This window comes from Paraburkholderia fungorum, assembly GCF_046027605.1.
Lineage (GTDB): Bacteria > Pseudomonadota > Gammaproteobacteria > Burkholderiales > Burkholderiaceae > Paraburkholderia > Paraburkholderia fungorum_F.
Genome location: NZ_JAQQEF010000004.1, coordinates 159,612 through 182,058 on the forward strand (window position 1 = coordinate 159,612; position 22,447 = coordinate 182,058).

At 62.9% G+C, this 22,447-nt stretch carries 17 protein-coding genes and 2 pseudogenes; 11 read left to right on the plus strand and 8 right to left on the minus strand.

Features of this window, described 5'->3' with window-relative positions; all coding sequences use genetic code 11:
• Nucleotides 1-454 precede the first annotated feature (454 nt).
• On the plus strand, nucleotides 455-745 hold the full coding sequence (locus PQR53_RS09350) for a putative quinol monooxygenase (RefSeq protein ID WP_408452559.1): 291 nt from the start codon (nucleotides 455-457) through the stop codon (nucleotides 743-745).
• 157 nt (nucleotides 746-902) lie between these two features.
• Here PQR53_RS09350 and PQR53_RS09355 read toward each other — a convergent pair whose 3' ends face one another.
• The 3 genes from PQR53_RS09355 to PQR53_RS09365 all read right to left on the minus strand — a co-directional run bounded on the left by PQR53_RS09355 (nucleotide 903) and on the right by PQR53_RS09365 (nucleotide 2,565).
• Nucleotides 903-1,160, minus strand: coding sequence for a hypothetical protein (locus tag PQR53_RS09355; RefSeq protein WP_007182306.1), 258 nt, complete (start codon nucleotides 1,158-1,160; stop codon nucleotides 903-905).
• 199 nt (nucleotides 1,161-1,359) lie between these two features.
• Nucleotides 1,360-1,599: a hypothetical protein gene (locus tag PQR53_RS09360; protein ID WP_179730880.1), complete on the minus strand. Its 240-nt coding sequence runs from the start codon at nucleotides 1,597-1,599 to the stop codon at nucleotides 1,360-1,362.
• A gap of 246 nt (nucleotides 1,600-1,845) precedes the next feature.
• Entirely contained in the window at nucleotides 1,846-2,565 is a 720-nt protein-coding gene (locus PQR53_RS09365; RefSeq protein WP_408452561.1) for a YdcF family protein, read from the minus strand.
• Nucleotides 2,566-2,831: 266 nt separating this feature from the next.
• Here PQR53_RS09365 and PQR53_RS09370 point away from each other — a divergent pair, with 266 nt between their 5' ends.
• Nucleotides 2,832-3,155, plus strand: coding sequence for a hypothetical protein (locus PQR53_RS09370; RefSeq protein WP_179730884.1), 324 nt, complete (start codon nucleotides 2,832-2,834; stop codon nucleotides 3,153-3,155).
• Nucleotides 3,156-3,545: 390 nt separating this feature from the next.
• On the opposite strand, the gene PQR53_RS09375 is transcribed toward PQR53_RS09370, so the two are convergent.
• Together PQR53_RS09375 and PQR53_RS09380 are read right to left on the minus strand one after the other, a co-directional pair.
• On the minus strand, nucleotides 3,546-3,800 hold the full coding sequence (locus tag PQR53_RS09375; protein WP_408452563.1) for a hypothetical protein: 255 nt from the start codon (nucleotides 3,798-3,800) through the stop codon (nucleotides 3,546-3,548).
• A gap of 296 nt (nucleotides 3,801-4,096) precedes the next feature.
• Nucleotides 4,097-4,492: pseudogene (locus PQR53_RS09380) on the minus strand (transposase); the annotation flags it as partial.
• Nucleotides 4,493-4,901: 409 nt separating this feature from the next.
• Here PQR53_RS09380 and PQR53_RS09385 point away from each other — a divergent pair.
• From PQR53_RS09385 to truB, 9 genes and pseudogenes are all read left to right on the plus strand, one after another.
• The gene (locus PQR53_RS09385; protein WP_408452565.1) at nucleotides 4,902-5,804 is read left to right on the plus strand and encodes a LysR family transcriptional regulator; all 903 of its coding nucleotides are present in this window, start codon (nucleotides 4,902-4,904) and stop codon (nucleotides 5,802-5,804) included.
• 119 nt (nucleotides 5,805-5,923) lie between these two features.
• Nucleotides 5,924-7,146 (plus strand): annotated as a pseudogene (locus PQR53_RS09390) (pyridoxal phosphate-dependent aminotransferase).
• Nucleotides 7,147-7,522: 376 nt separating this feature from the next.
• Nucleotides 7,523-8,731 carry an SMC-Scp complex subunit ScpB gene (gene scpB / locus PQR53_RS09395; RefSeq protein ID WP_408452567.1) on the plus strand — a complete coding sequence of 403 codons (1,209 nt, stop codon included), beginning with the start codon at nucleotides 7,523-7,525 and terminating at the stop codon, nucleotides 8,729-8,731.
• Between the two features lie 64 nt (nucleotides 8,732-8,795).
• The gene (rluB, locus tag PQR53_RS09400; RefSeq protein ID WP_408452568.1) at nucleotides 8,796-10,679 is read left to right on the plus strand and encodes a 23S rRNA pseudouridine(2605) synthase RluB; all 1,884 of its coding nucleotides are present in this window, start codon (nucleotides 8,796-8,798) and stop codon (nucleotides 10,677-10,679) included.
• Nucleotides 10,680-11,203: 524 nt separating this feature from the next.
• Complete coding sequence (rimP, locus tag PQR53_RS09405) at nucleotides 11,204-11,662, plus strand: ribosome maturation factor RimP (RefSeq protein WP_028199738.1); 459 nt, start codon at nucleotides 11,204-11,206, stop codon at nucleotides 11,660-11,662.
• A complete protein-coding gene (gene nusA, locus PQR53_RS09410; protein WP_323046785.1) occupies nucleotides 11,659-13,134 on the plus strand; it encodes a transcription termination factor NusA in 1,476 nt (491 codons plus the stop codon). The genes rimP and nusA overlap by 4 nt, the downstream gene beginning before the upstream one ends.
• Before the next feature lie 94 nt (nucleotides 13,135-13,228).
• Entirely contained in the window at nucleotides 13,229-16,189 is a 2,961-nt protein-coding gene (infB, locus tag PQR53_RS09415; RefSeq protein ID WP_408452570.1) for a translation initiation factor IF-2, read from the plus strand.
• 226 nt (nucleotides 16,190-16,415) lie between these two features.
• Nucleotides 16,416-16,781 (plus strand): 30S ribosome-binding factor RbfA, encoded by a 366-nt coding sequence (rbfA, locus tag PQR53_RS09420; protein WP_028199735.1) that lies wholly within the window; start codon nucleotides 16,416-16,418, stop codon nucleotides 16,779-16,781.
• A 106-nt stretch (nucleotides 16,782-16,887) separates the two neighbouring features.
• A complete protein-coding gene (gene truB / locus PQR53_RS09425; protein WP_408452572.1) occupies nucleotides 16,888-17,823 on the plus strand; it encodes a tRNA pseudouridine(55) synthase TruB in 936 nt (311 codons plus the stop codon).
• A gap of 153 nt (nucleotides 17,824-17,976) precedes the next feature.
• On the opposite strand, the gene PQR53_RS09430 is transcribed toward truB, so the two are convergent.
• The 3 genes from PQR53_RS09430 to PQR53_RS09440 all read right to left on the minus strand — a co-directional run bounded on the left by PQR53_RS09430 (nucleotide 17,977) and on the right by PQR53_RS09440 (nucleotide 22,444).
• The gene (locus tag PQR53_RS09430; RefSeq protein ID WP_408452574.1) at nucleotides 17,977-19,539 is read right to left on the minus strand and encodes a DHA2 family efflux MFS transporter permease subunit; all 1,563 of its coding nucleotides are present in this window, start codon (nucleotides 19,537-19,539) and stop codon (nucleotides 17,977-17,979) included.
• 36 nt (nucleotides 19,540-19,575) lie between these two features.
• Nucleotides 19,576-20,844: an EmrA/EmrK family multidrug efflux transporter periplasmic adaptor subunit gene (locus PQR53_RS09435; RefSeq protein WP_408452576.1), complete on the minus strand. Its 1,269-nt coding sequence runs from the start codon at nucleotides 20,842-20,844 to the stop codon at nucleotides 19,576-19,578.
• 76 nt (nucleotides 20,845-20,920) lie between these two features.
• Nucleotides 20,921-22,444, minus strand: a complete 1,524-nt coding sequence (locus tag PQR53_RS09440; RefSeq protein WP_408452578.1) for an efflux transporter outer membrane subunit — start codon at nucleotides 22,442-22,444, stop codon at nucleotides 20,921-20,923.
• Between the last annotated feature and the right edge of the window lie 3 nt (nucleotides 22,445-22,447).

Consider the following 22,447-nt stretch of genomic DNA (forward strand, 5'->3'; position numbering starts at 1 on the left):
CAGGGTGGGGCGGGCACAGCCCGGAAACGCGGAGAGCAATGCCAGCCATGCTGGACTCCGGCGGAATTAGTCAAAACCAGTCTAGCAGTTCGCACTTCGCATGAATGTGCGGGTTATCACAAACGCCGGACTTGGACAGGTGCCCGGCAAAGCGGCTGCAGCGCGGCGGCCAGCCTCAGTCTCGCGGGCGTCTCGCGTGAGCTTCGGGTTCGTTTCCGTCGCATAAGACCATGCGTTGCAAACGAAAATCAATCGCATGTATTAAACCGAGGGTAGCAGGGCGGTGAGTGGCCGCCCGCCAAACTCCAGGCAACGACGGTGCTCAGATGTTTCGCGTGGATGGGCCTTGCGCGGGTCTTTCATCAGACCAGACCCATCGTCTCCTTGCCGGCGCCTGCAGGGTTGGCGGGCGGCGGGTATGCTGCTGCCTTTTGTGAATAAACGGAGAACAGGCATGGCGGAAATCGCGGTGGTCGCAATCTCGGTGGCCAAGCCGGGCTGTGAAGAGCAACTGCGCGAAGCGCTCGAAGGCATTGTCGGGCCGACGCGCAAGGAACAGGGTGCGCTTCAATACGATCTGCACCGTGATGTGCAGGAGCCGCGCAGGTTTGTGTTTGTCGAACGTTGGGAAAGCCAGGAAGCGCTCGCGGCGCATGCCGGATCCGCGCACATTGCGGCGTATAGGAAAGCGGTGGCGGATTGGGTCGAACACGCGGAAATTCGCGTCGTCTCGAAGATCGCGTGAGCGTTTAGGGGCAAGGAAGCGGCGTCGAACAACCGGTTCAAAACAACCGGTTCAAACAACCGGTTCAAACAACCGGTTCAAACAACCGGTTCAAACAAACCAAGGCGAGTGAACTGCCTGGCCGGATCCGGCCTGTGCGGCACTCGCCGTTCTATCTTTAGTGCGTGGCTTGTGGGACGTCGAGAATCAGGATGATCGTCCAGTCGGCATCGCCGTCGTGATGATACTGGCGCTCCGCGACAATGAACGGTTGCTGCTTGCCGTCCGGGCCGAGAAACAGCACGTCACCTTCCATCGGCAGGCATTCGACGGGTGGCAGCGCGAGAAACGCTTCCTGACCGCCGCGCGGCATCAGTTTTTCGATTTTGCGAGATGCTGCTTCAGTCCATTCGATATCTAGCTGGATGTTGCTCATGCTGTCCTCCGCACCAAGGTGCGCATAGGTTAGGGGGAGTCCGGCAGGGCGCCGGTCGGTGCGCGACTTTAGCATAACGTCAGCTTGGCGCAGCGGGCCTGCAGCAAGTCCATTAGACAACAAAAAAGCCGAAACCGGCGGTGCCGGCTTCGGCTTTTCACCTTCGCGGCGTGGCCGCGGGGTGATGCTGTCGCTGCGCTTACGAACTGGCGGCCATTGGCTTGGCGGCCTTCTTATGGTGCGGGGCCATCTTGTGATGTTTTTCCGGCATAGGCGCGCTTTGCATTGCTTGCTGGCGGTTTTGCAAATCTTGCGCACGCTGTTCGACGTCGGCGGCCTTGGCCGGATCGGTGCTCATCATGACGCCGTTGTCCTGCGCATAGGCCGCGCCCGTTACGGCACTGAGGGAAACCAGGATCGCCAGGGACACTTTCTTCATTGTTACCTCCGTAGAGTGGTTGTGGACCCGAGTACATGCCTGTCCAATCGGAAAGACAATGCATTCTAGCCAGCAATATCCGCTCCAGCGGACGTTTTGTAACGGCAATGACAATTCGTTACATCTTGTTACTTCGGTCCTACAGTCACTGTCGGTAGCGATCTCGTATCAAGCATGACTAATGTGCTATCGGCATGAAGAATATTCGCATTTCTAAATAAGTTGCCGCAGTGTGGCGCGTGTGATTTAGAACCATCCGATGGCACGATAGACATGAAATTGTGCGATTCCAATTAGTTCGTGCAGCGCAATTTCCGCATTCACCAGATTGTCATAGCGCGGCAGTACACCGAGACGTGCACCGCGCGCGCTCGAGATCAAGGGCTGCGGTGTGAGTCCGAAACGATGGAAGTCGAGCAAGGCGCGTGGCATCTGGTACGCGGAGGTGACGAGGATCAGGGAATCGTAACGTGACCGGTCGAGAATCGCCGAGACGTTGCGCGCGTTCTCGTAAGTCGTGCGGCTCGTGTTTTCCAGCACGATGTCCGCGCGTGGCACCTGTTTGCGCAGCAGGTAGGGCAGATAGGTGTCCGCTTCGGTTGCGCTATGCCGCTGCGGATTGCCGCCGCTCACGATCACCTGACATGTGACTGCCGTACGCTTGCAGGTTGCATAGTTTTCCGCGCTCACCGCGATGCGCGCGAGCACGTCACGCGGTGGCACCAGCACGTCGTCGTCGTCATAGATGGTGCCCCCACCGAGCATGATGATCGCGGTGCGCGGCGCGAAGCGGGCAGGCGTGTCCGTCTGCCGATGCGGCTGCGCCAACTCGAGCAAGGGAGCCGTCAGCCAGCCGGCCGCGAGCAGCCAGAACAGGGCGATCATGCAAATGGACAAGGGTCGGCGAGCGCGTTTCCATAGCACGATTGCTGCAAAAAAAAGCGCTAATAAAGTGAATAGAATCAATTTAAATGGGGTAACGTATGACTTTCGGGATAAATCTACGGACTTGCTATCGCGCCGCAGCGGTTGCATCGCCGGTCCGTGGACAGAACGCTAACATGCCGTTCAGACGGGGGTTCCGAAAATCAGACCAGGCAGCACCTGGCGGAATTCGGCTGTACGTCAGACAGCCAGCTTCCAGCCAAGGGCGGGTGCCAGGCGCGTCACTGGTGGCGCGGTGACGTGTTGGGCATAGATGTGTCATAGGTGCACTTTAAGAAAGAAGTGAGATGACCACGTATTCCAACGAAGCGGTACTTGAGGCGCTGCGGCGGGCGCAATATCGCCAGGTCCCATGGGCCAGACGGCCGGGTGTTTTCCAATATCTTCGCGCGTTAGGCCTGATGGACACCGTTCGGCAGCGCACCGTCGCGCCGGCTCCGGGTTTTCACGCGCCTGTCGATATCGCCGTGCTCACCGAGCGCGGCAGGGCAGAGTTCGCGAGGCTCGCGCACGACGAAGGCCTGTTGACCTGGACCGCACAGCGAATGAACGACTACGTCGTCGCCACAGCCGAAACGCGGCCCACCGCCGCTCTCGAAGCCCGACCTTAGGAACGGCGGGCTGGCTGGCGTGAATTTCCGGCCGCCTGGCGCGGCTGGCGGTGATTTTATTGCTCCGCCTTATCGCTCCGTTTATCGCTCCGCTCAGGCACGTGCGTTCGATGCGCGCTATCCGCTCCTTCCAGCGAATAAGCAAAAAAAAGCCCGTATCGCGAGGATACGGGCGTACCGGAATTACTACTGCCACGCTGTGCTAATGGCGTTAAATCAGACTGGCGCAGCGCCAGGTGGTTCCCCGGCCGTTCAATTCCCTACGCTACGCATTCCTTCGTTCTTGCGTCGAACGCAAGCTACGGCGGCCCACGCCGCCATTTTTCGATACCCGCGATTTAGAACACGATCTGCGGCGCGCTCAGCAACTCATCGGCGCGTCGTCACCTGCTATTGACGGCGCCCGGGATTTTCGCGAGGTGGTTCCGGCCGTGTGCGGACATTGCTGGCAATATCGCCGCGCAAGTCGCCGCGCGGCGCCGGCGGCGTGAAGCCGCGGGTGCGTGTTTCACTTTGCTGCCAGGCTTCAATGGTGGCCGTGTGATCCGGCCGCCAGTTCCAGCCTTGGGGGCGCTGCTGCGCAAGCGCCGGTGCGGCCATTGATGAAACAACAATGCCGCACAGAAGCAGTGACATTGGTTTCATGCTGAGCTCCCGTCAAGCCCATTGACTCAAGGCCTGTTTGCATACTCATACGGTATGCCGAGTAGCGAAAGCACGCTGTAAGTAATAGTAAATGGATGTTTCACCGGCAGCTATCGGCCCGCTTCAGGTGTCGGAAGCGGTTTGCGATGAAGTCGGCGAAGGGGAAGGGACGACCGCGCTGGGCGCGCAGAGGAGCGGTGCCCATGACGGGGTCGGGCGTCGACAGACGGCGCACGGCGGCCCGGATACACGCCGGGCGCCCGCAGAGGCGCCCGGCAGCAAAACAATTCCCGTCAGGCCATCTTGACCGGCGCGCGCCACGATTCCGGATTGGTCCAGAACGCACCACGCAGGCGGTCACGGCTCGGCGGTGCCGGCGGCTTCGCCGCCGTCGCGCCAATGCGACCGCGCAGCGAAATTTCGCGGCCGCTCGTGCCGAGTCGCTTAACTATTTCGGCGAGCGTACCATCGGCTTGCCATTCGTCGAAGCGACGGCGGCAAGTCGGCGGCGACGGATAGCGGCCCGGCAGCTTGGACCAGCCTTCGCCCGTGGACAGTACCCAAAGCACAGCGTTGACAACCGCGCGTGCTTCCACACGTGGCCGACCGCGCCGTTCGCTCCGTGCTGGCTCCGCACAGAACAACGCCTCGACCAGCGCCCACTCGTTGTCTCTCAAATCGTCGAACAGCATCATGTTTCACCTCAGCGAAGCTAACTCCGGTGCGCTGCCCCGCGCCGCGCACTCTCCATGCACTCGATAGGCGAGTGCCAAGGGGGGTCGGGCTTGCCACGATCTGCTATTCAGTCAGAAGTCATGGCGCCGACCCTGTGTGCATCTAAATGCAGGAAGTGTGCCAAGTTGAGTCCGACTACCTGAAAGCCCTGTGACAGCGGGCCAGCGCGGGCGCTAGCTAGGGGCGTATGAGAATCCAAAAAACCCATCTCGCAAATCGGGACAATCACCAATCTTGTGCAATCAGGCCCGGCCAGCGTGCGTTTGCGCATTATTGCTGCATTGCAGCGAGTTCCCGATAGCCCGCTGTGGTGCGATATTTCGCCCTACAATGCGCATTAAATGGAGTAATTGATGAGGTTGGTAAATGAATGTAACGCTGCGCCAGCTAAGGGTTTTCATTGAGGTTGCCCGTTTGCAGAGCTTCAGCCGGGCCGGCGATGAGATCGGTCTGACGCAATCGGCGGTGAGTCGCTGCGTACGCGAACTGGAGGGGGAGATTGGTTTGAAGCTCATCGACCGCACCACGCGGGAGGTGCAGCTCACGGATGTTGGCGGCAACCTGGTGTCGAGCGTGTCGCGCCTGCTGACGGATCTGGACGACGCGTTGCGCGAGATCCGCGAAATCGGCGAGCAGCGTCGCGGACGCGTGGTCGTGGCCGCGAGCCCGACAATCGCCTGCCGGCTGATGCCTGGCGTGGTGGCGTCGTGCGGACGGCAGTTCCCCTACATCACACTGGGTCTGCGCGACGACGTGCAAAGCGACGTGGTGCGCAAGGTGAAGTCGGGCGAAGTCGATTTCGGCGTGATCATCGGCCCGTCTTCCGCCGACGACCTGCTCAGCGAAGCGCTGATGACGGATTCGTTCTGTGTCGTTTCGCGCGACGACCATCCCTTGGCGGCGCACAGACAGGTGGCATGGACGGACCTCGAAGGCGAGCAACTTGTCATGCTCGATTACGCGTCGGGCAGCCGGCCGATCATCGACGCCGTGATGCAGGAGTACGGCGTGAACGCCACCGTGGTGCAGGAGCTGGGGCATTCCGCGACCGTTTTTGGGCTGGTCGAGGCAGGTGTCGGCGTGAGCGTGCTGCCCTGGCTGGCGCTGCCGCTGCCGGCGGGCGCCTCGCTGGTGGCGCGGCCGCTCGTGCCGCGCGCCGAGCGTACGGTCGAGCTGGTGCGGCGGCGCGATCGCTCGCTGTCGCCGGCGGCGGAGGCGGTGTGGGGCCTGATTCGGCAATTGCCCGCGCGGGCGGAGGATTTGGATTAACGACTCGGGCTCGAGCATGGGCCGCCGGTTCTGCGAGATCGGATTTGTTGCGCGCTGCGCGCTAAACTGTCGCCTCTTTCAAGCGTCAGCTTTGACCTATTACCCGTCTGGAAGCCTCGATGAGCGAATCGGATTTGCCTGTGCCCTCCATCCCCAACGCGCGCGATGCCGTGCGTGCACTGCGTTCTTCGCAGATCCGTGAAGTCGCGAATGCCGGTTTCGGCGTGGCAGACATGTTGCCGTTCTGGTTTGGCGAGTCCGACCGGGTGACCCCGGCCTTCATCCGCGACGCCGCCAGTGCGGCGTTGGCGGCCGGCGACACTTTCTATACGCATAACCTGGGCATTGCGCCGCTGCGCGCGGCGCTCGCAGGCTACGTCAGCGAATTGCACGGGACGACCTCGCCCGATCACATCGCGGTGACGAGCGCCGGTGTCAATGCATTGATGCTGGCCGCGCAACTGGTCGTGGGCGCGGGCGACCGCGTGGTCGCAGTCACGCCGCTGTGGCCGAATCTGGTCGAAATTCCCAAGATATTGGGCGCGCATGTGGAAACTGTCGCGCTGGGCTATGGCGAGCGCGGGTGGCAACTCGATCTCGAGCAGCTGCTGTCGGCGTTGACGCCGGATACGAAGATGCTGCTGATCAATTCGCCGAACAATCCGACCGGCTGGGTGATGAGCCGCGACGAGCAGCGTGCCGTGCTGGCGCATTGCCGTCGCCACGGCATCTGGATCGTCGCCGACGAAGTCTACGAGCGTCTTTATTACGCGGACGCGCAAGCCGGCGCGAGCGGCGCACAGTCGCGCACGGCGCCGTCGTTTCTCGATCTGGCCGGGCGCGACGAGCGCGTGATCTGCGTGAACTCGTTTTCCAAGGCGTGGCTGATGACCGGCTGGCGGCTCGGCTGGATCGTCGCGCCGACGCGCTGATGGACGATCTGGGCAAGCTGGTCGAATACAACACGTCGTGCGCGCCGGCTTTCGTCCAGCAGGCGGGCGTCGCGGCTGTCCAGCACGGCGAGCGCTTCACCCAGGAGCTGGTGCTCGATCTGAGGGCGTCGCGCGACCATCTGGTGCGCTCGCTATCCGCCGTGCCGGGCGTCGACGTGAAGGCTCCGCCCGGGGCCATGTACCTGTTTTTCTCGATGCCGGGTGCGTCGCGTAGTCTCGAACTATGCAAGGCCATGGTGCGCGAAGTGGGCCTCGGCGTGGCGCCCGGCAGCGCATTCGGCCCGCAAGGCGAGGGCTTCGTGCGCTGGTGCTATGCGTGCGATGCGGCGCGGCTTGACGCGGGTGTCGAGCGTCTGAAGCGGTTTCTGGCGCAACATGGCATGCATTGAGTGACGGCGGAGTGCGCCAGCGGCAGGGGTTTAAGGTCCTGGTTTAACGTCCTGGTTTAACGTCCGGTTCCGCTCCGATCCCCGTTCAATTCCGCCAGCTTTGCCTTTTAAGCAGGCGAACTGGGGCAAAGCAAAAAAATGCGCCGGGGATTTCGTCTTTACGCACTGATTGTTTTTGCGTAATATGGCGTTCAGTCACGCGATTCCCTTCAGGAATATCGCTGCTCCGTCCGGCTGGGTTTGGCTCGATTGCCTGTTCGCCTCCCCCCGGTGCGTGCTCCCATCAATATGACCGATCAGAATCGGGCGAGCGCGTCTTCAGTTCCACATCGTCTGTTTGATCCGGTTCTTTGACCACAGGGTCTGACCTAGCTGCATGAATACCCAAGAGGCGAAGATCGTCCTCGAGACTGCCTTGATCTGCGCGCAGGAGCCGTTAAAGCTCGTCGATTTGCGCAAGCTCTTTGCCGACGGCGTGTCGGCAGACACTGTTCGGAATTTGCTCGAAGACCTCAAGCAGGATTGGTCTGGGCGCGGTGTGGAGCTGGTCGGGCTGGCGTCGGGCTGGCGATTTCAAAGCAAGCCCGCGATGCGTTCGTACCTGGATCGTTTGCATCCCGAGAAACCGCCGAAATATTCGCGCGCGGTGCTTGAGACGCTGGCGATCATTGCGTACAGGCAACCGGTCACGCGTGGCGATATCGAAGAGATCCGCGGCGTGACGGTGAACACGCAGGTCGTCAAGCAACTCGAGGATCGTAACTGGATCGAAGTGATCGGCCATCGGGATGTGCCGGGCCGGCCGGCGCTGTACGCGACCACGCGGCAATTTCTCGACGACCTCGGTTTGAAGGCGCTCGACGAACTGCCGCCGCTGGCCGATCCGTCAGCGCAATTGAACGCGGATCTTCTCGGTCAGCATGCGATTGAATTTTCCGAGGTCGAGGCCGCACATGCCTTGGCGTCAGGCGAAGAGGGCGTGCTCGGGGAGCCGTTGGAATCCGCCACAGGCGAGACAGCCGCTGAGGCGGGCACATCGCCCGGCGAGCCTGCCAATTTCGGTCACGTTGAGGAAGTTGGCGTGACTGCAGGAACAGAAATCGCTGGCGAACACGGTGAAGGGCACGAGGTGTTGCTCGCTCAAACGCGGCACGCGGAGTCTGCTGAGGCAAATGGGGCAGCGGAAGCAAGTCAGGCTGCTGATCCAGCCGAGGCCACGCATGCAGCGGCTGGACCAGCCGAGGCCACGCATGGCGCAATGAATGTCGCGCCGGTACCCGAGGCGCATCAGGATGCTGTTGCAGCCCCGGCCGTGCAAGAACAGGTTGAAGCTGAAGCGGCACAGGTTGAACCGCGGGCCGGCGCCGCCGAGTCCGCACAGAATCACGATCAACTGAATCACGATCCGGTCTCCCAGGCCGATCCGGCAACACCCGCGCACGACTCGGGCGCACTCCGCGATACGGAGCGCGCCGCCGAGCCGAACCCGACCACGGCGGCGCACGGCGATCATGAAGATCGTCGCGATGCCGCACAGGACGCAGGCATTCTGACCGACGACGAACCCGAGTCGCGCAGCGCCTGACGTAACCGAACTTTTTTTGCCGCGCCCGCAATGGGCGCGCGCGACCTGACATTTTGAGGTTGTTTTGACACATACCCACGACACCGATTCGTCCGAATCCGAGCGCGCCGTGCCGTCGGCGCGCGCCGACGAAGCGCGCACCACGCAAGCGTCGGCAGGCGAGAGCGAACGCCCGGCGCAGACCACGGAAGCAGACGGCGAAGACCGTCCGCGCCGCGGCCTGCGTCGCGGACCGCGCAGCCTGATCGCGCGGCGCCGCGCCGGAGCGAAGACGAAGGGCGGCGAAGGCGCGCCCGCGCAAGCTGCGCCGGTCGTCACTGAAGCGCCGCCAGACGGCGAGGTGGTCGCGCAGGTGCGCATGCCGCGCAAGGATGCGGGCGCCAAGGGTCAAGGCCCGCGCCGCAATGCGGGCGGCGCGAAGCGTGAGGGTGGTCAACGGGAAGGCGCGCCTCGCGAAGGTCAGCGCGATGCCGCGCCGCGCGAGCGTCAACCGCGCGAGGGCGGTCAGCGTCAGAATCGCCGGGGCGGTGAAGCGCCGGTGGTGGCGACCCCAACCGAGGCGAGCCCGGACGACCTGTTCTCGTATGTCACCTCGCCCGCCTTCGACGCGGACAACAGCACCACCGGCGGCGTGCGTGCCCCAATGCTGCGCCGTGGCAAGCCGGCCGCGCCCAAGCGTGTCCTCGCCGCGGACGACGACGCGCCGAAATTGCACAAAGTGTTGGCCGAAGCCGGCATGGGCTCGCGCCGCGACATGGAAGAACTGATCGTGGCCGGTCGCGTATCGGTGAACGGTGAGCCGGCCCACATCGGCCAGCGCATCATGCCGACCGACCAGGTCCGCATCAATGGCAAGCCGGTCAAGCGCAAGCTGGCCAATAAGCCGCCGCGTGTGCTGCTGTATCACAAACCGACCGGCGAAATCGTCAGTCACGCCGATCCGGAAGGCCGCCCGTCGGTATTCGACAAGCTGCCGCCGATGAAAACCGCCAAGTGGCTCGCGGTCGGCCGCCTCGACTTCAACACGGAAGGTCTGCTGATGCTGACCACCTCGGGCGATCTGGCAAACCGTTTCATGCATCCGCGTTACAGCGTCGAGCGTGAATATGCGGTGCGCGTGGTCGGCGAGCTGGCTGAAGGCATGCGTCAGAAGCTGTTGCACGGCGTCGAACTGGAAGACGGCCCGGCGAATTTCCTGCGCATCCGCGACGGCGGCGGCGAGGGCACGAATCATTGGTATCACGTCGCGCTCGCCGAAGGGCGTAATCGCGAGGTGCGCCGCATGTTCGAAGCGGCCGGCCTGATGGTCAGCCGTCTGATTCGCACGCGTCACGGCCCAATCTCGCTGCCCAAGGGTCTGAAGCGCGGCCGTTGGGAAGAACTCGAAGACAATCAGGTGCGCGCGCTGATGGCGTCGGTCGGCCTGAAGGCGCCGTCGGAAGAAAAGGGCAGCCGCAGGGAGGCGCCGGAGCGCAAGCAGCCGGATCCGATGCAAACGTCGATGGGCTTCATCAGCCGCGAACCGGTGCTGATGTCGCATGGCCGCTTCGATCAGCAGCCGCCGCGCGGTCAAGGCCGTCGCGGTGCGGTGGGTGGTGGCGGTGCGGGCGGTAGTGCTGGGTCCGGCTTCGGCGGTGGCTACGGCAATCGCGGCGCTGGCCGCAGCGCCGGCGGCTTCAGCGGTCCGATGGGCGGTGGCGGTGCGCCTGGCCCGCGTGGCGGTCGTGACGTCGACGGCAATCGCGCGCCGTCGGGCAATGGCAATCGTGCGGCTGGTGGCGGCAAACGCCCCGGCGGCCCTGCCGGCAATCCGGGCAATGGCGGCGGTAGCCGCGGACCGGGCGGCAATCGCGGCGGTAACGCCAATCGTGCCGGCGGCGGCAACGCCAACGCGGGCGGTGCCAATCGGGGTGGCGGCGCGCCGCGCGGCCGCTCGCGTGGCCGTTAAGCAGCAAGTGAGATAAGCATCGTGGTGGCGAGGCGCTAATCGTTACTCCACGATCCGCGTCCCGCCACCGGCAGACTCGATCGACAAGCGCCGCGGTTTCATGCAACGCATAAAACCGCGGCGTGCGCGTAAGTAGGGGCAGCGTTTTTCGGCCCCGCTTGTCCGGCGCGGACCCAAGGCGCCTCAAGCCGCCTTGCAAAAGGCCCGGAGCGCCGCCATATCGTCGAAAGATTCCCATGAAATCAAGCGGAAATGCGCTTCGCGCGGCGTTCTGCGGTTTGCGTTTGTCCCGAAAAATGGCTACAATCGCGGAGTCGCTGGGCGTGCGGCTTTTTCATGTGCGGCTCAGGTGCGACCACCGGTAATAAGATGATGGGCGTTTAGCCCATTTTTTTTTGCCGATCAGTTCTCAGTGGTTCGGCATCTCGGGTAGCACGAACGTGCGCCGGCTTGGCGCGCGGCCCGCATTGGTGTTTGCAGACAAACCCGGCAGGTCTCGCCGCGCGAACATCTTAGAGGGCACTGTGCAACTGACGGAACTGATTGAAACCACGGTCGTGGGACTCGGATACGAGCTCGTCGATCTCGAGCGCACCGGGCGCGGCATGCTGTGTATTTATATCGACCAGCCAGCCGGCATCGCGATCGAAGACTGCGAGAAAGTCACGCGTCAGCTCCAGCACGTTCTGACGGTCGAAAATATCGATTACGAGCGGCTTGAAGTGTCGTCGCCGGGTCTCGACCGCCCGCTGAAAAAACTGGCGGATTTTGAACGCTTCGCAGGCAGCGAAGTGGTTATCACATTGAAAAAGCCATTGGACGGACGGAAATCGTACCGGGGCATCCTGCATGCTCCGCAAGGCGAGACGATCGGTCTGGAATTTGAAGGGAAGGAAGGCGCCGCGATGCTCGATTTCACCGTCGCGGATATCGATAAGGCACGCCTCGTTCCGAAAGTTGACTTTAGGAGCCGCAAACAATGAGTCGCGAAGTGTTGATGCTGGTGGATGCGCTGGCACGCGAGAAGAACGTCGATAAAGACGTGGTATTTGCCGCGCTCGAGGCGGCCCTCGCTTCGGCCTCCAAGAAACTCTTCGAAGAAGACGCGGACATTCGCGTCCAGATCGACCGTGAAAGCGGCGAGCACGAAACGTTTCGCCGCTGGAAAGTGGTGCCGGACGAAGCCGGCCTGCAAGAGCCGGATCAGGAAATCCTGCTGTTCGAAGCGCGCGAACAGAAGCCGGAAATCCAGCTCGACGAGTTCATCGAAGAACCGGTGCCGTCGATCGAATTCGGCCGGATCGGCGCGCAGGCTGCCAAGCAGGTCATCCTGCAGAAGGTGCGCGACGCGGAACGTGAACAGATCCTGAATGACTTCCTCGAGCGCGGCGAGCACATCATGACTGGCTCGGTGAAGCGCCTGGATAAGGGCAACTTCATCGTCGAAACCGGTCGTGTCGAAGCGTTGCTGCGCCGCGACCAGTTGATTCCGAAGGAAAACCTGCGCGTGGGCGACCGCGTGCGCGCCTATATCGCGAAGGTCGATCGCACCGCACGCGGTCCGCAGATCGAGCTGTCGCGTACGGCGCCCGAATTCCTGATGAAGCTGTTCGAAATGGAAGTGCCGGAAATCGAACAGGGCTTGCTGGAAATCAAGGCGGCTGCTCGCGATCCGGGCGTGCGCGCCAAGATCGGCGTGATCGCTTATGACAAGCGCATCGATCCGATCGGCACGTGCGTCGGTATCCGCGGTTCGCGTGTCCAGGCGGTGCGTAACGAGCTCGGTGGCGAAAACGTCGACATCGTGCTATGGTCAGAGGATCCCGCACAGTTTGTGATCGGCGCGCTCGCGCCGGCAGCCGTCCAGTCGATCGTCGTCGATGAAGAAAAACATTCGATGGACGTCGTCGTAGACGAAAACGAACTGGCGGTCGCGATCGGCCGCAGCGGCCAGAACGTGCGTCTTGCCAGCGAACTCACCGGCTGGCAGATCAACATTATGACGCCGGACGAATCTGCGCAAAAGCAGAATCAGGAGCGCGGCGTACTGCGTGACCTGTTCATGGCGCGTCTCGATGTCGACGAAGAAGTGGCCGACATCCTGATCGACGAAGGTTTTACGAGCCTCGAAGAGATCGCCTATGTGCCGCTCAACGAGATGCTCGAGATCGAAGCATTCGACGAAGACACCGTTCACGAACTGCGGAATCGCTCGCGCGATGCGTTGTTGACGCAGGCGATCGCGAATGAAGAAAAGGTCGAAAATGTTGCACTCGACCTGAAGAGCCTGGACGGCATGGATGCCGACCTGCTCGCCAAGCTTGCCGAACATCAGATCCAGACGCGCGACGAACTCGCCGAGCTGGCTGTGGATGAACTGGTCGAGATGACCGGAATGGAAGAGGATGCCGCTAAGGCGTTGATCATGAAAGCACGTGAACACTGGTTCCAGTGAGAAATGACCATGGCGCACTAAATTGACCGCGGCCGTTAGGCCGCATGACAAGATGCTAACCGCAAGGAATCGGTCCTTGCATTAAGAGGAATGAATGGCGAGTAACAACGTAGCCCAATTTGCCGCGGAACTGAAAATGCCTGCAGGCGTGCTCCTTGAGCAGCTTCAGGCAGCAGGCGTCACTAAAGCGAGCGAAGACGACAGCTTGTCCGAAACGGACAAGGCGCGTCTGCTCGACCACTTGCGCAAGTCTCACGGCTCGACTGATGCGGACAAGCGCAAGATCACGCTGACGAAACGGCACACGTCGGAGATCAAGCAATCCGACGCGACGGGCAAAGCTCGCACCATTCAGGTCGAGGTGCGCAAGAAGCGCACTTTCGTCCGCCGTGACGAATCCGCCGCTGAAGGCGGCGATGCATCGAATCATGTGGCCGAGGCCGATGTCGACGATCTCGAACTCCAGCGTCGTGAAGAGGAAGCGCGTCACGAAGCCGAGCTGCTCGAAAAGCAGGCTCAGGAGTTGAAGGCGCGTCAGGAGCAGCTCGAACGCGAAGAAGCCGAACGTCAGGCGCGCGAGCAGGCTGCTGAAGCAGAGCGCCGTCGCGCGGAAGAAGAAGCGGCGAAGAAGCGGGCGGCGGCTGAAGCGGCTGCGCGCGAGCAGGCTCAGGCTGCGAAGCCGGCGCAGGCTGCCCAGCCGGCAGCGAAGGCTGAACCGGTCGCGGCCAAGGCGGCGGAGCCTGCGGCGGTTGCCAAGGAAAGCGAGCAGGACGACGAGCGCGCTGCGGCAGAACGTGCGGCACAACGCGAAGCGGCGAAGAAAGCGGAAGACGCAGCGCGTCAGGCCGCCGAGAAAACGCGCGCCGAGCAGGAAGAAATCAGCAAGCGCCGTGCGGCGGCAGAGGCCGAAGCGCGTGCGATTCGCGAAATGATGAACACGCCGCGCAAGGCGCAGGTCAAGGCGCCGGAACCGGCACCGAAGCCCGCTGAGCCGGCCAAGGCCGCGGAAGCCAAGGGCACGCTGCATAAGCCGGCGCGTCCGGCGGGTGAAGCACCGGCACGTCCGGCAGCCAAGAAGCCGGCTGCCGCGGCTCCGGCAGCAACGACCGCACCGTCGGCTGGCGACAAGAAGAAGCCGGGCGGCGGCAAGGGCGGCTGGCAGGACGACGCAGCGAAGCGCCGCGGTATCAAGACGCGTGGCGATACGAGCGGCGGTGTCGATCGCGGCTGGCGCGGTGGCCCGAAGGGTCGCGGTAAGCATCAGGATCAGAACACCACGTTCCAGGCACCGACCGAACCGATCGTGCGTGAAGTGCACGTGCCGGAAACCATCACGGTCGCCGATCTGGCGCACAAGATGGCGGTGAAGGCCTCGGAAGTCATCAAGTCGATGATGAAGCTCGGCCAGATGGTCACGATCAACCAGATGCTGGACCAGGAAACGGCGATGATCATCGTCGAGGAACTGGGCCACCACGCGGTTGCGGCCAAGCTGGACGATCCGGAAGCCATGCTGGTCGAAGGCGAAATCACGGACGCAGAAGCACTGCCGCGTCCGCCGGTCGTCACGGTCATGGGTCACGTCGACCACGGCAAGACGTCGCTGCTGGACTACATCCGCCGCGCCAAGGTGGCAGCGGGCGAAGCGGGCGGGATCACGCAGCACATCGGCGCCTATCACGTCGAAACGCCGCGCGGCGTCATTACGTTCCTCGATACGCCGGGTCACGAAGCATTTACGGCCATGCGTGCTCGCGGTGCGAAGGCAACCGACATCGTGATTCTGGTGGTCGCAGCCGACGACGGCGTGATGCCGCAAACGAAGGAAGCGATTGCCCACGCGAAGGCAGGCGGCGTGCCGCTCGTCGTCGCGATCAACAAGATCGACAAGCCGGATGCGAATCCGGACCGCGTGAAGCAGGAACTCGTCGCGGAAGGCGTCGTGCCGGAAGAATACGGTGGCGATTCGCCGTTCGTGTCGGTGTCGGCCAAGACCGGCGCGGGTATCGACGAGCTGCTGGAAAACGTGCTGCTGCAAGCCGAAGTGCTGGAGCTGAAGGCACCGGTCGAAGCACCGGCCAAGGGTCTCGTCATCGAAGCGAAGCTCGATAAGGGTAAGGGTCCGGTCGCAACGATCCTGGTCCAGTCGGGTACGCTGAACCGCGGCGACGTGGTGCTGGCAGGTAGCGCTTACGGTCGCGTGCGCGCCATGCTCGACGAAACCGGCAAGCCGACCAAGTCGGCAGGCCCGTCGATCCCGGTTGAGATTCAAGGTCTGTCGGAAGTGCCGCAAGCAGGCGAAGAAGTCATCGTCATGCCGGACGACCGCAAGGCGCGTGAAGTTGCGCTGTTCCGCCAAGGCAAGTTCCGCGACGTCAAACTGGCCAAGCAACAGGCCGCGAAGCTCGAGAACATGCTGGAACAGATGGGCGAAGGCGAAGTGGCGTACATGCCGCTCATCGTCAAGGCCGACGTGCAAGGTTCGCAGGAAGCGTTGGTGCAGTCGCTGCTCAAGCTGTCGACCGACGAAGTCCGCGTGCAGATCGTGCACGGCGCCGTGGGTGGCATCAGCGAGTCGGACGTCAACCTGGCTACGGCTTCGAAGGCGGTCATCATCGGCTTCAACACCCGCGCGGATGCACAGGCTCGCAAGCTGGCGGAAAGCAACGGCGTCGATATTCGCTACTACAACATCATCTATGACGCAGTGGATGAAGTGAAGGCCGCGATGTCGGGCATGCTGGCACCGGAGAAGCGCGAAGTCGTGACGGGTACGGTCGAAGTGCGTCAGGTCTTCAAGGTGCCGAAGATCGGCGCGGTGGCCGGCTGTATGGTCACGGACGGATTCGTCAAGCGCTCGTCGTCGGTGCGCGTGCTGCGCAACAACGTCGTCATCTTCACGGGCGAGCTCGATTCGCTCAAGCGCTTCAAGGACGACGTCAAGGAAGTCCGTCAGGGCTTCGAGTGCGGTATGTCGATCAAGAACTTCAACGATATCGTCGAAGGCGATCAGTTCGAAGTCTTCGAGGTGACCGAAGTCGCGCGTTCGCTGTAATTCACGCGGCACGGCTAAAACGGGCGGAGCGGGCTTTAACGCCCGCTCCGCCCGTTGTTTTTGGGCCAGCGCGCGTTGTTGCATTTGGCGCGCATGGCGCTCGCGCGGCGGTTTAGCGTTGCCATCGGGCCGCTTGCATGCTGCTCACGCGCCGCTCACATGGCCAGCGCAGCGGCTGTCGCGCGAACCACTTTTTGCATCCGTCTGAACGGATCACACAATCACCATGCCTAAAAAACGTTCTTCTCCCAATCGCAACGTGCAGATCGCCGATCAGATCCAGCGCGACCTGTCCGAGCTGCTGCGCGAGGTCAAGGATCCGCGCATCGGCCTCGTCACGATTCAAAGCGTCGAGCTGACGCCCGACTACGCGCACGCGAAGGTCTACTTCACGACGCTGACCGGCGACCCGCAACAGACGCTCGAAGCGCTGCAGCACGCGGCCGGCCATCTGCACAATCAGCTGTTCAAGCGACTGCACATCCATACCGTGCCGACGCTGCATTTCCATTACGACCAAACGATCGAACGCGCCGTTGAAATGTCCCGTCTGATCGACGAGGCGAACGCCAATCGCGCGAAAGAAGACTGAGCGCGCCGCTATCGGCTTTGCTCGCCACAATGTCTCAGTCGCAATTGCCCCGTTGCCACGCGGCTAGCGCTGTTTCCGTACCCTTCGAAGACCCTGTCTTTCTGACATGACCGCACCTCAACGCCCCCGCGTGCCGCGTCGCGCGCTCGACGGCGTGCTGCTGCTCGACAAGCCGCTCGGCCTGTCGAGCAACGACGCGCTGATTCGCGCGAAGCGTCTCTATCTGGCGAAAAAGGCGGGCCACACCGGCACGCTCGATCCCCTCGCCACGGGTCTTTTGCCGCTGTGTTTCGGCGAAGCCACCAAGTTTTCGCAAGATCTGCTTGAAGCCGACAAGACCTATGAGGCGACCATGCGCCTCGGCATCCGCACGGCCACCGGCGACGCCGAAGGTGAAGCGATCGACACACGTGACGTGACGTGCGATCAGGCGGCAGTTCAGGCGGCCATGCAGGATTTCCTCGGCGACATCGTTCAGGTCCCGCCGATGTATTCGGCGCTCAAACGTGACGGCAAGCCGCTATACGAATACGCGCGCGCCGGCCAGACCGTCGAGCGGGAAGGGCGTCAGGTGACGATTCACGCGCTCGACTTGCTTGCCTGTGCATTGCCCGATGTAACGTTTCGCGTGACGTGCAGCAAAGGCACCTACGTGCGCACGCTCGCCGAAGATATTGGTGAAGCGTTGGGTTGCGGCGCGCATCTGGTGGCGTTGCGGCGTACCGGTGTCGGCGCGCTGACGCTGGAGAATTCAGTGACGCTCGACGCGTTGTCCGACGCCACGGAAAGCGAGCGCGATACGTGGTTGCAGCCGGTCGATGCATTGCTGTCCACGTTTCCGCTCGTCGAGCTGGATGAAGACGCGACGCGCCGCTTCCTGCACGGGCAACGTCTGAAGCTTTCCGAGTTGACCCTCGCCGGCGATGCGGTGAATGCGCCACGCGTGCGTGTGTATGCAGCGGACGGACGTCTGCTTGGTGTCGCGAAGCAAGGTGAGGGAGTGTTGGCGCCGGAACGGCTTGTGGTTACAGCCGCGAGTTAGCGCGGAAATTCTGCGTCGTTACGAACCACCAGCAGAACAACAAAAAAGGCGGAACCGCTTAACAGCGGCTCCGCCTTTTTCACATGCAACCGCACAGCCGCGAGTCGCGGACTACGCATGCCGGACTACGCGTCCCGCACTAAAACCAAAACCTCAATGCGCCGCCGCGGCCGCCGCACCCGCATCACCGCCGGCACGTTCCGGCCTGGTGATCCAGATCAGCGCAATCAGCGCGACGAAGATCCCGGCCGAGACAAAGAACAGATCGTTCACACCCAATTGCGCGGCCTGCTGCGTGGCCATCGTGTTGAAGAGGCCATAAGCCTGCGGCTGATTGAAGCCCGCTGCGCCCATTTGCCGGATCGACTGATCGAACACCGGGTTGTACGCATTCGCCTGCTCGGCCAATTGCGCGTGATGCATGATGGTGCGGTGATCCCACGCCGTCTGGAAGATCGACGTACCGATACCGCCGCACATGATCCGCACGAAATTCGACAGCCCCGACGCCGCCGGAATCCGGTTACCCGGCAACCCCGACAGCGTGATCGACACCAGCGGAATAAAGAACCCCGCCATGCCAATGCCTTGAATCAGCGTCGGCATCAGCAGCGAATAAGTATCGACGCCGGTCGTATAACGCGAGCGCATCCAGAAGCACAACGCGAATATGAGGAACGACAAGGTGGCGATATAGCGCGGATCGGTGCGCGGCAAAACCTTACCGGTGATCGGCGATAGCAGCACCGCAAAGAGGCCCACGGGCGCCATCACCAGGCCGGCTTCCGTCGCGGTGTAACCGATATCGGTTTGCAGCCACAGCGGCAGCAGCACGAGATTGCCGAAGTAGAGACCGTATCCGATCGAAAGCGCGATCGTGCCGCCAGTGAAATTGCGCCGGCTGAAGAGCGACAGATCGACCACCGGATGCTCGGCCGTCAATTCCCACACGATAAAAAACGCGAGCGAAATTACCGCGACCAGCGCCAGCACCACGACCGTGGTCGACGAAAACCAGTCGAGATCCTTACCCTTGTCGAGCATCACCTGCAACGAGCCGACCCAGAGGATCAGCAGGCCGAGACCGACGCCGTCGATCGGCGCCTTCCTGATGACCGAATCACGGTTGCGGAAGATCGTCCACGTTGCCACGGCGGCGATCGCGCCGACCGGAATGTTGACGTAGAAAATCCACGGCCACGAGATGTTGTCCGAGATCCAGCCGCCGAGAATCGGGCCTGCCACCGGCGCGATCAGTGTGGTCATCGCCCACATCGATAAAGCCATCGGCGCCTTGGCGCGTGGATAACTCGCGAGCAGCAGCGTTTGCGACAACGGAATCATCGGGCCGGCCACGGCGCCTTGCAGCACGCGCGAGGCAAGCAGGAACGGCAGGGTGGGCGCGAGGCCGCACATCCACGACGAGATCACGAACAGAATGATCGACGCCATGAACAGGCGCACCTGGCCGATACGCTCGGTGAGCCAGCCGGTCAACGGTACGGAGATCGCGTTCGCCACCGCGAACGATGTGATCACCCACGTGCCCTGGTCGGACGACACACCGAGGTCGCCCGAAATGGATGGGATCGACACGTTGGCAATCGACGTGTCGAGCACATTCATGAACACGGCGAGCGACACCGCGATGGTGCCGATCACCAGTTGCGCGCCCTCGAGCGGCGGATGAGGGACTTGCGCCTGAGCCTGAGACATTAAAAAAACCTTCTGTGAATCGTCACGCCGCTTACATCAGCTTTTTGCAGCAGGCCTGGCCGCACCGCCGGCCTGGGCCGACTTCTGCGAGCCGCCGTTCGGGCCCGCGTTTTCCGAAATAATGCGAGCGATTTCAGCGTCGGCCTGGTCGCCGTACTTGTCGAACACATTGGTCTGATAGACCGTGTTGGGCGCCTGGCCGAGCTGGCCGCCGTTGTCGTCCTTGATGGTGACGTCGGCTTGCATCGACAGGCCGATGCGCAGCGGATGCTGCTCAAGTTCCTTCGGGTCGAGCGCGATCCGTACCGGCAGACGTTGCACCACCTTGATCCAGTTGCCGGTGGCGTTTTGCGCGGGCAGCAGCGAGAACGCCGAACCCGTACCCGCCGAGAAGCCGACCACCTTGCCGTGGTACACCACCGACGAGCCGTACACGTCGGCCGTCAACTCGACCGGCTGGCCGATGCGCATGTGTTTCAGCTGCACTTCCTTGAAGTTCGCGTCGACCCACACGCCGCCCAGCGGCACGATCGCCATCAGCGGGGTGCCCGGCGAGACGCGCTGGCCGACCTGCACCGAGCGCTTCGCGACGTAGCCCGTGACCGGCGCCGGCAGGTTGTTCCGCGCGTTGTTCAGGTACGCGTCGCGGACCTTCGCGGCGGCGGCCTGCACGTTCGGGTGATTCGCGATCGTGGTGTTGGCGGTCAGCGCACGGTTCGACGCCAGTTGTTGCTGGGCGGCGTCGACAGAGGCTTGCGCGCTCTTCACGGCGTCACGGGCGTGCGAGATTTCTTCCAGCGACACGGCGCCCGTCTGCGCCACCGTCAGGCGGCGCTTCAGATCGTCCTGGGCGCGCGACAGATCGGACTGACGCTGGGCGACTTGCGCCTGATACTGGTTGTCGTCGGCGAACAGGCCGCGCACCTGGCGCACCGTCTGCGCGAGATTCGCTTCGGCTTGTTCAAGCGCGACGCGCGCGTCGGCCGGATCGAGCACGACGAGCGGGTCGCCGGCCTTCACGGTTTGCGTGTCGTCCGCGTTCACGGCGATCACCGTGCCGGTGACTTGCGGTGTTATCTGGACGACATTGCCGTTCACGTACGCGTCGTCGGTGTCTTCATGGAAGCGTGCGTCGAGGAAGTAGTAAAGGCCGTAGGCGACCGCGGCGATCAGGATCACGATGACGAGCAGCGTCATCATGAGCTTGCGTTTGCTGTTGTTCGCCGGCGGTTGTGCCGGTTGCGTCGGCTGCGGTGCCGGCTGAGTCGGCTGTGTAGTAGCCGCGGGCTGTTGGGTGGTGCTCATTGATGTGCTCCGGTTTCTCTCTAGCGTCGTCGTTTATTCGGATGTCTATGCGAGTGCGGGTCGCGTCGAGGTGGCTTCAGTTTGCAGCGGCGGTCGCGGCGCTGGCCGATGCCGCCGCGGCCGCTGCCGGGGCATCGGTCGGCACCACGAGGCCGGTCTGCGTTGCGTCGAAACCGCCACCGAGCGCCTTGATGAGACCGATCTGCATGTCGCGGCGGCGCATCTTCAGGCTCGTTACCGTCTGTTCGGCGGCAAGGCGGTTCTGGTCGGCGGTCAGCACCTGCAACTGCGGCGACAAACCGGCCTTGTAGCGGATCACTGCCAGCTGATAGGCCTTGGTCGACGCGTCGAGCGCGCGCTGGGCGTCGCCCGATTGCTGGTCGATCGATTTGATCGACGACACTTGCGTCGCGACATCCGAGAGGGCGTTGATCAGCGTCTGGTTGTAGTTCGCCACATCGAGGTCGAAGTCCGCGTAGCGGCCCTTCAACTGCGAGCGCAGCGCACCGGCGTCGAAGATCGGCAGGTGAATCGCCGGCCCGAACTGGATCTGACGGCTAGCCGACGTCAGGAAACGGCCCCAGCCGAACGCGTCGAAACCGAAACCGGCGGCGAGGTTGATGTCCGGGAAGAATTCGGCCTTCGCTTCCTTGACGTCGTGCATCGCGGCTTCGACCTGCCAGCGTGCGGCAACGATGTCCGCGCGGCGTGCCACGAGGTCGGCCGGCAGGTTGTCCGGCAGCGCTACCGTGTCGCCGGTGGTCAGAACCGGCTGGGCGATCTGCAGGCCACGATCCGGACCCTTGCCAAGCAGCGCGCCCAGCTGATAGCGCACCACGGTGATCTGGCCGTCGAGATCGGTCAGGTTCGACTGGCTGGTCGCGATGTTGCCGTTCGCGGTTTGCCGTTCGACGTTGGTGTCGAGGCCGGCGGTCACACGGCCGTTGGTGATGCGGCCGATGTCCTGACGGTTCGCGATCTCGCGCGCGGCGATATCGCGGAATGCATACAACTGGGCGAGCTGGTTATAGGTGCTCGCCACGGAGGCGGCGAGCGTCACGCGCGCCTGCTGCACATCGGCTTCAGCGGCTTTTTCCTGCGACACCGCCTGGCCCAGGCGCTGGCGGTTCTTGCCCCACAGATCCAGATCCCACGACGCGCTCGCGAGCACATTGTTTTCGCTATACCAGGTACCGCCGAATGGCGGTGGGTAAATCGAGTTGGCCGAGAAGATCTCGCGGTTCCATGAGTAGCTGCCGTTGACCTTCGGATACAGCGCCGAGCGCGAACTCTCGATGTAGGACGATGCTTTGGCGAGGCGCGCCTGCGCCTGCGCGATCGACGGACTGCCTTCCAGCGCCTCGGCAATCAGCTTGGGCAGTTGCGGGTCGCCGAACTGGTTGGCCCAGTCGAGCGACGGCCATTGGCCGCCCTGGCCGGACAGGCTTTGGGTGGCCTCGTACTGAGCCGGCGACGAGATCTGCTTGTCGCTCTTCATGCCGAAGTAGTTCGCGCACCCCGTGAGGGCGAGCGCCGTCACCGCGGCGGCGACAGCGGCTCGGCTTGAAAGCGCGGGCGCGGACAGGGAAAGGGATTTCATCGC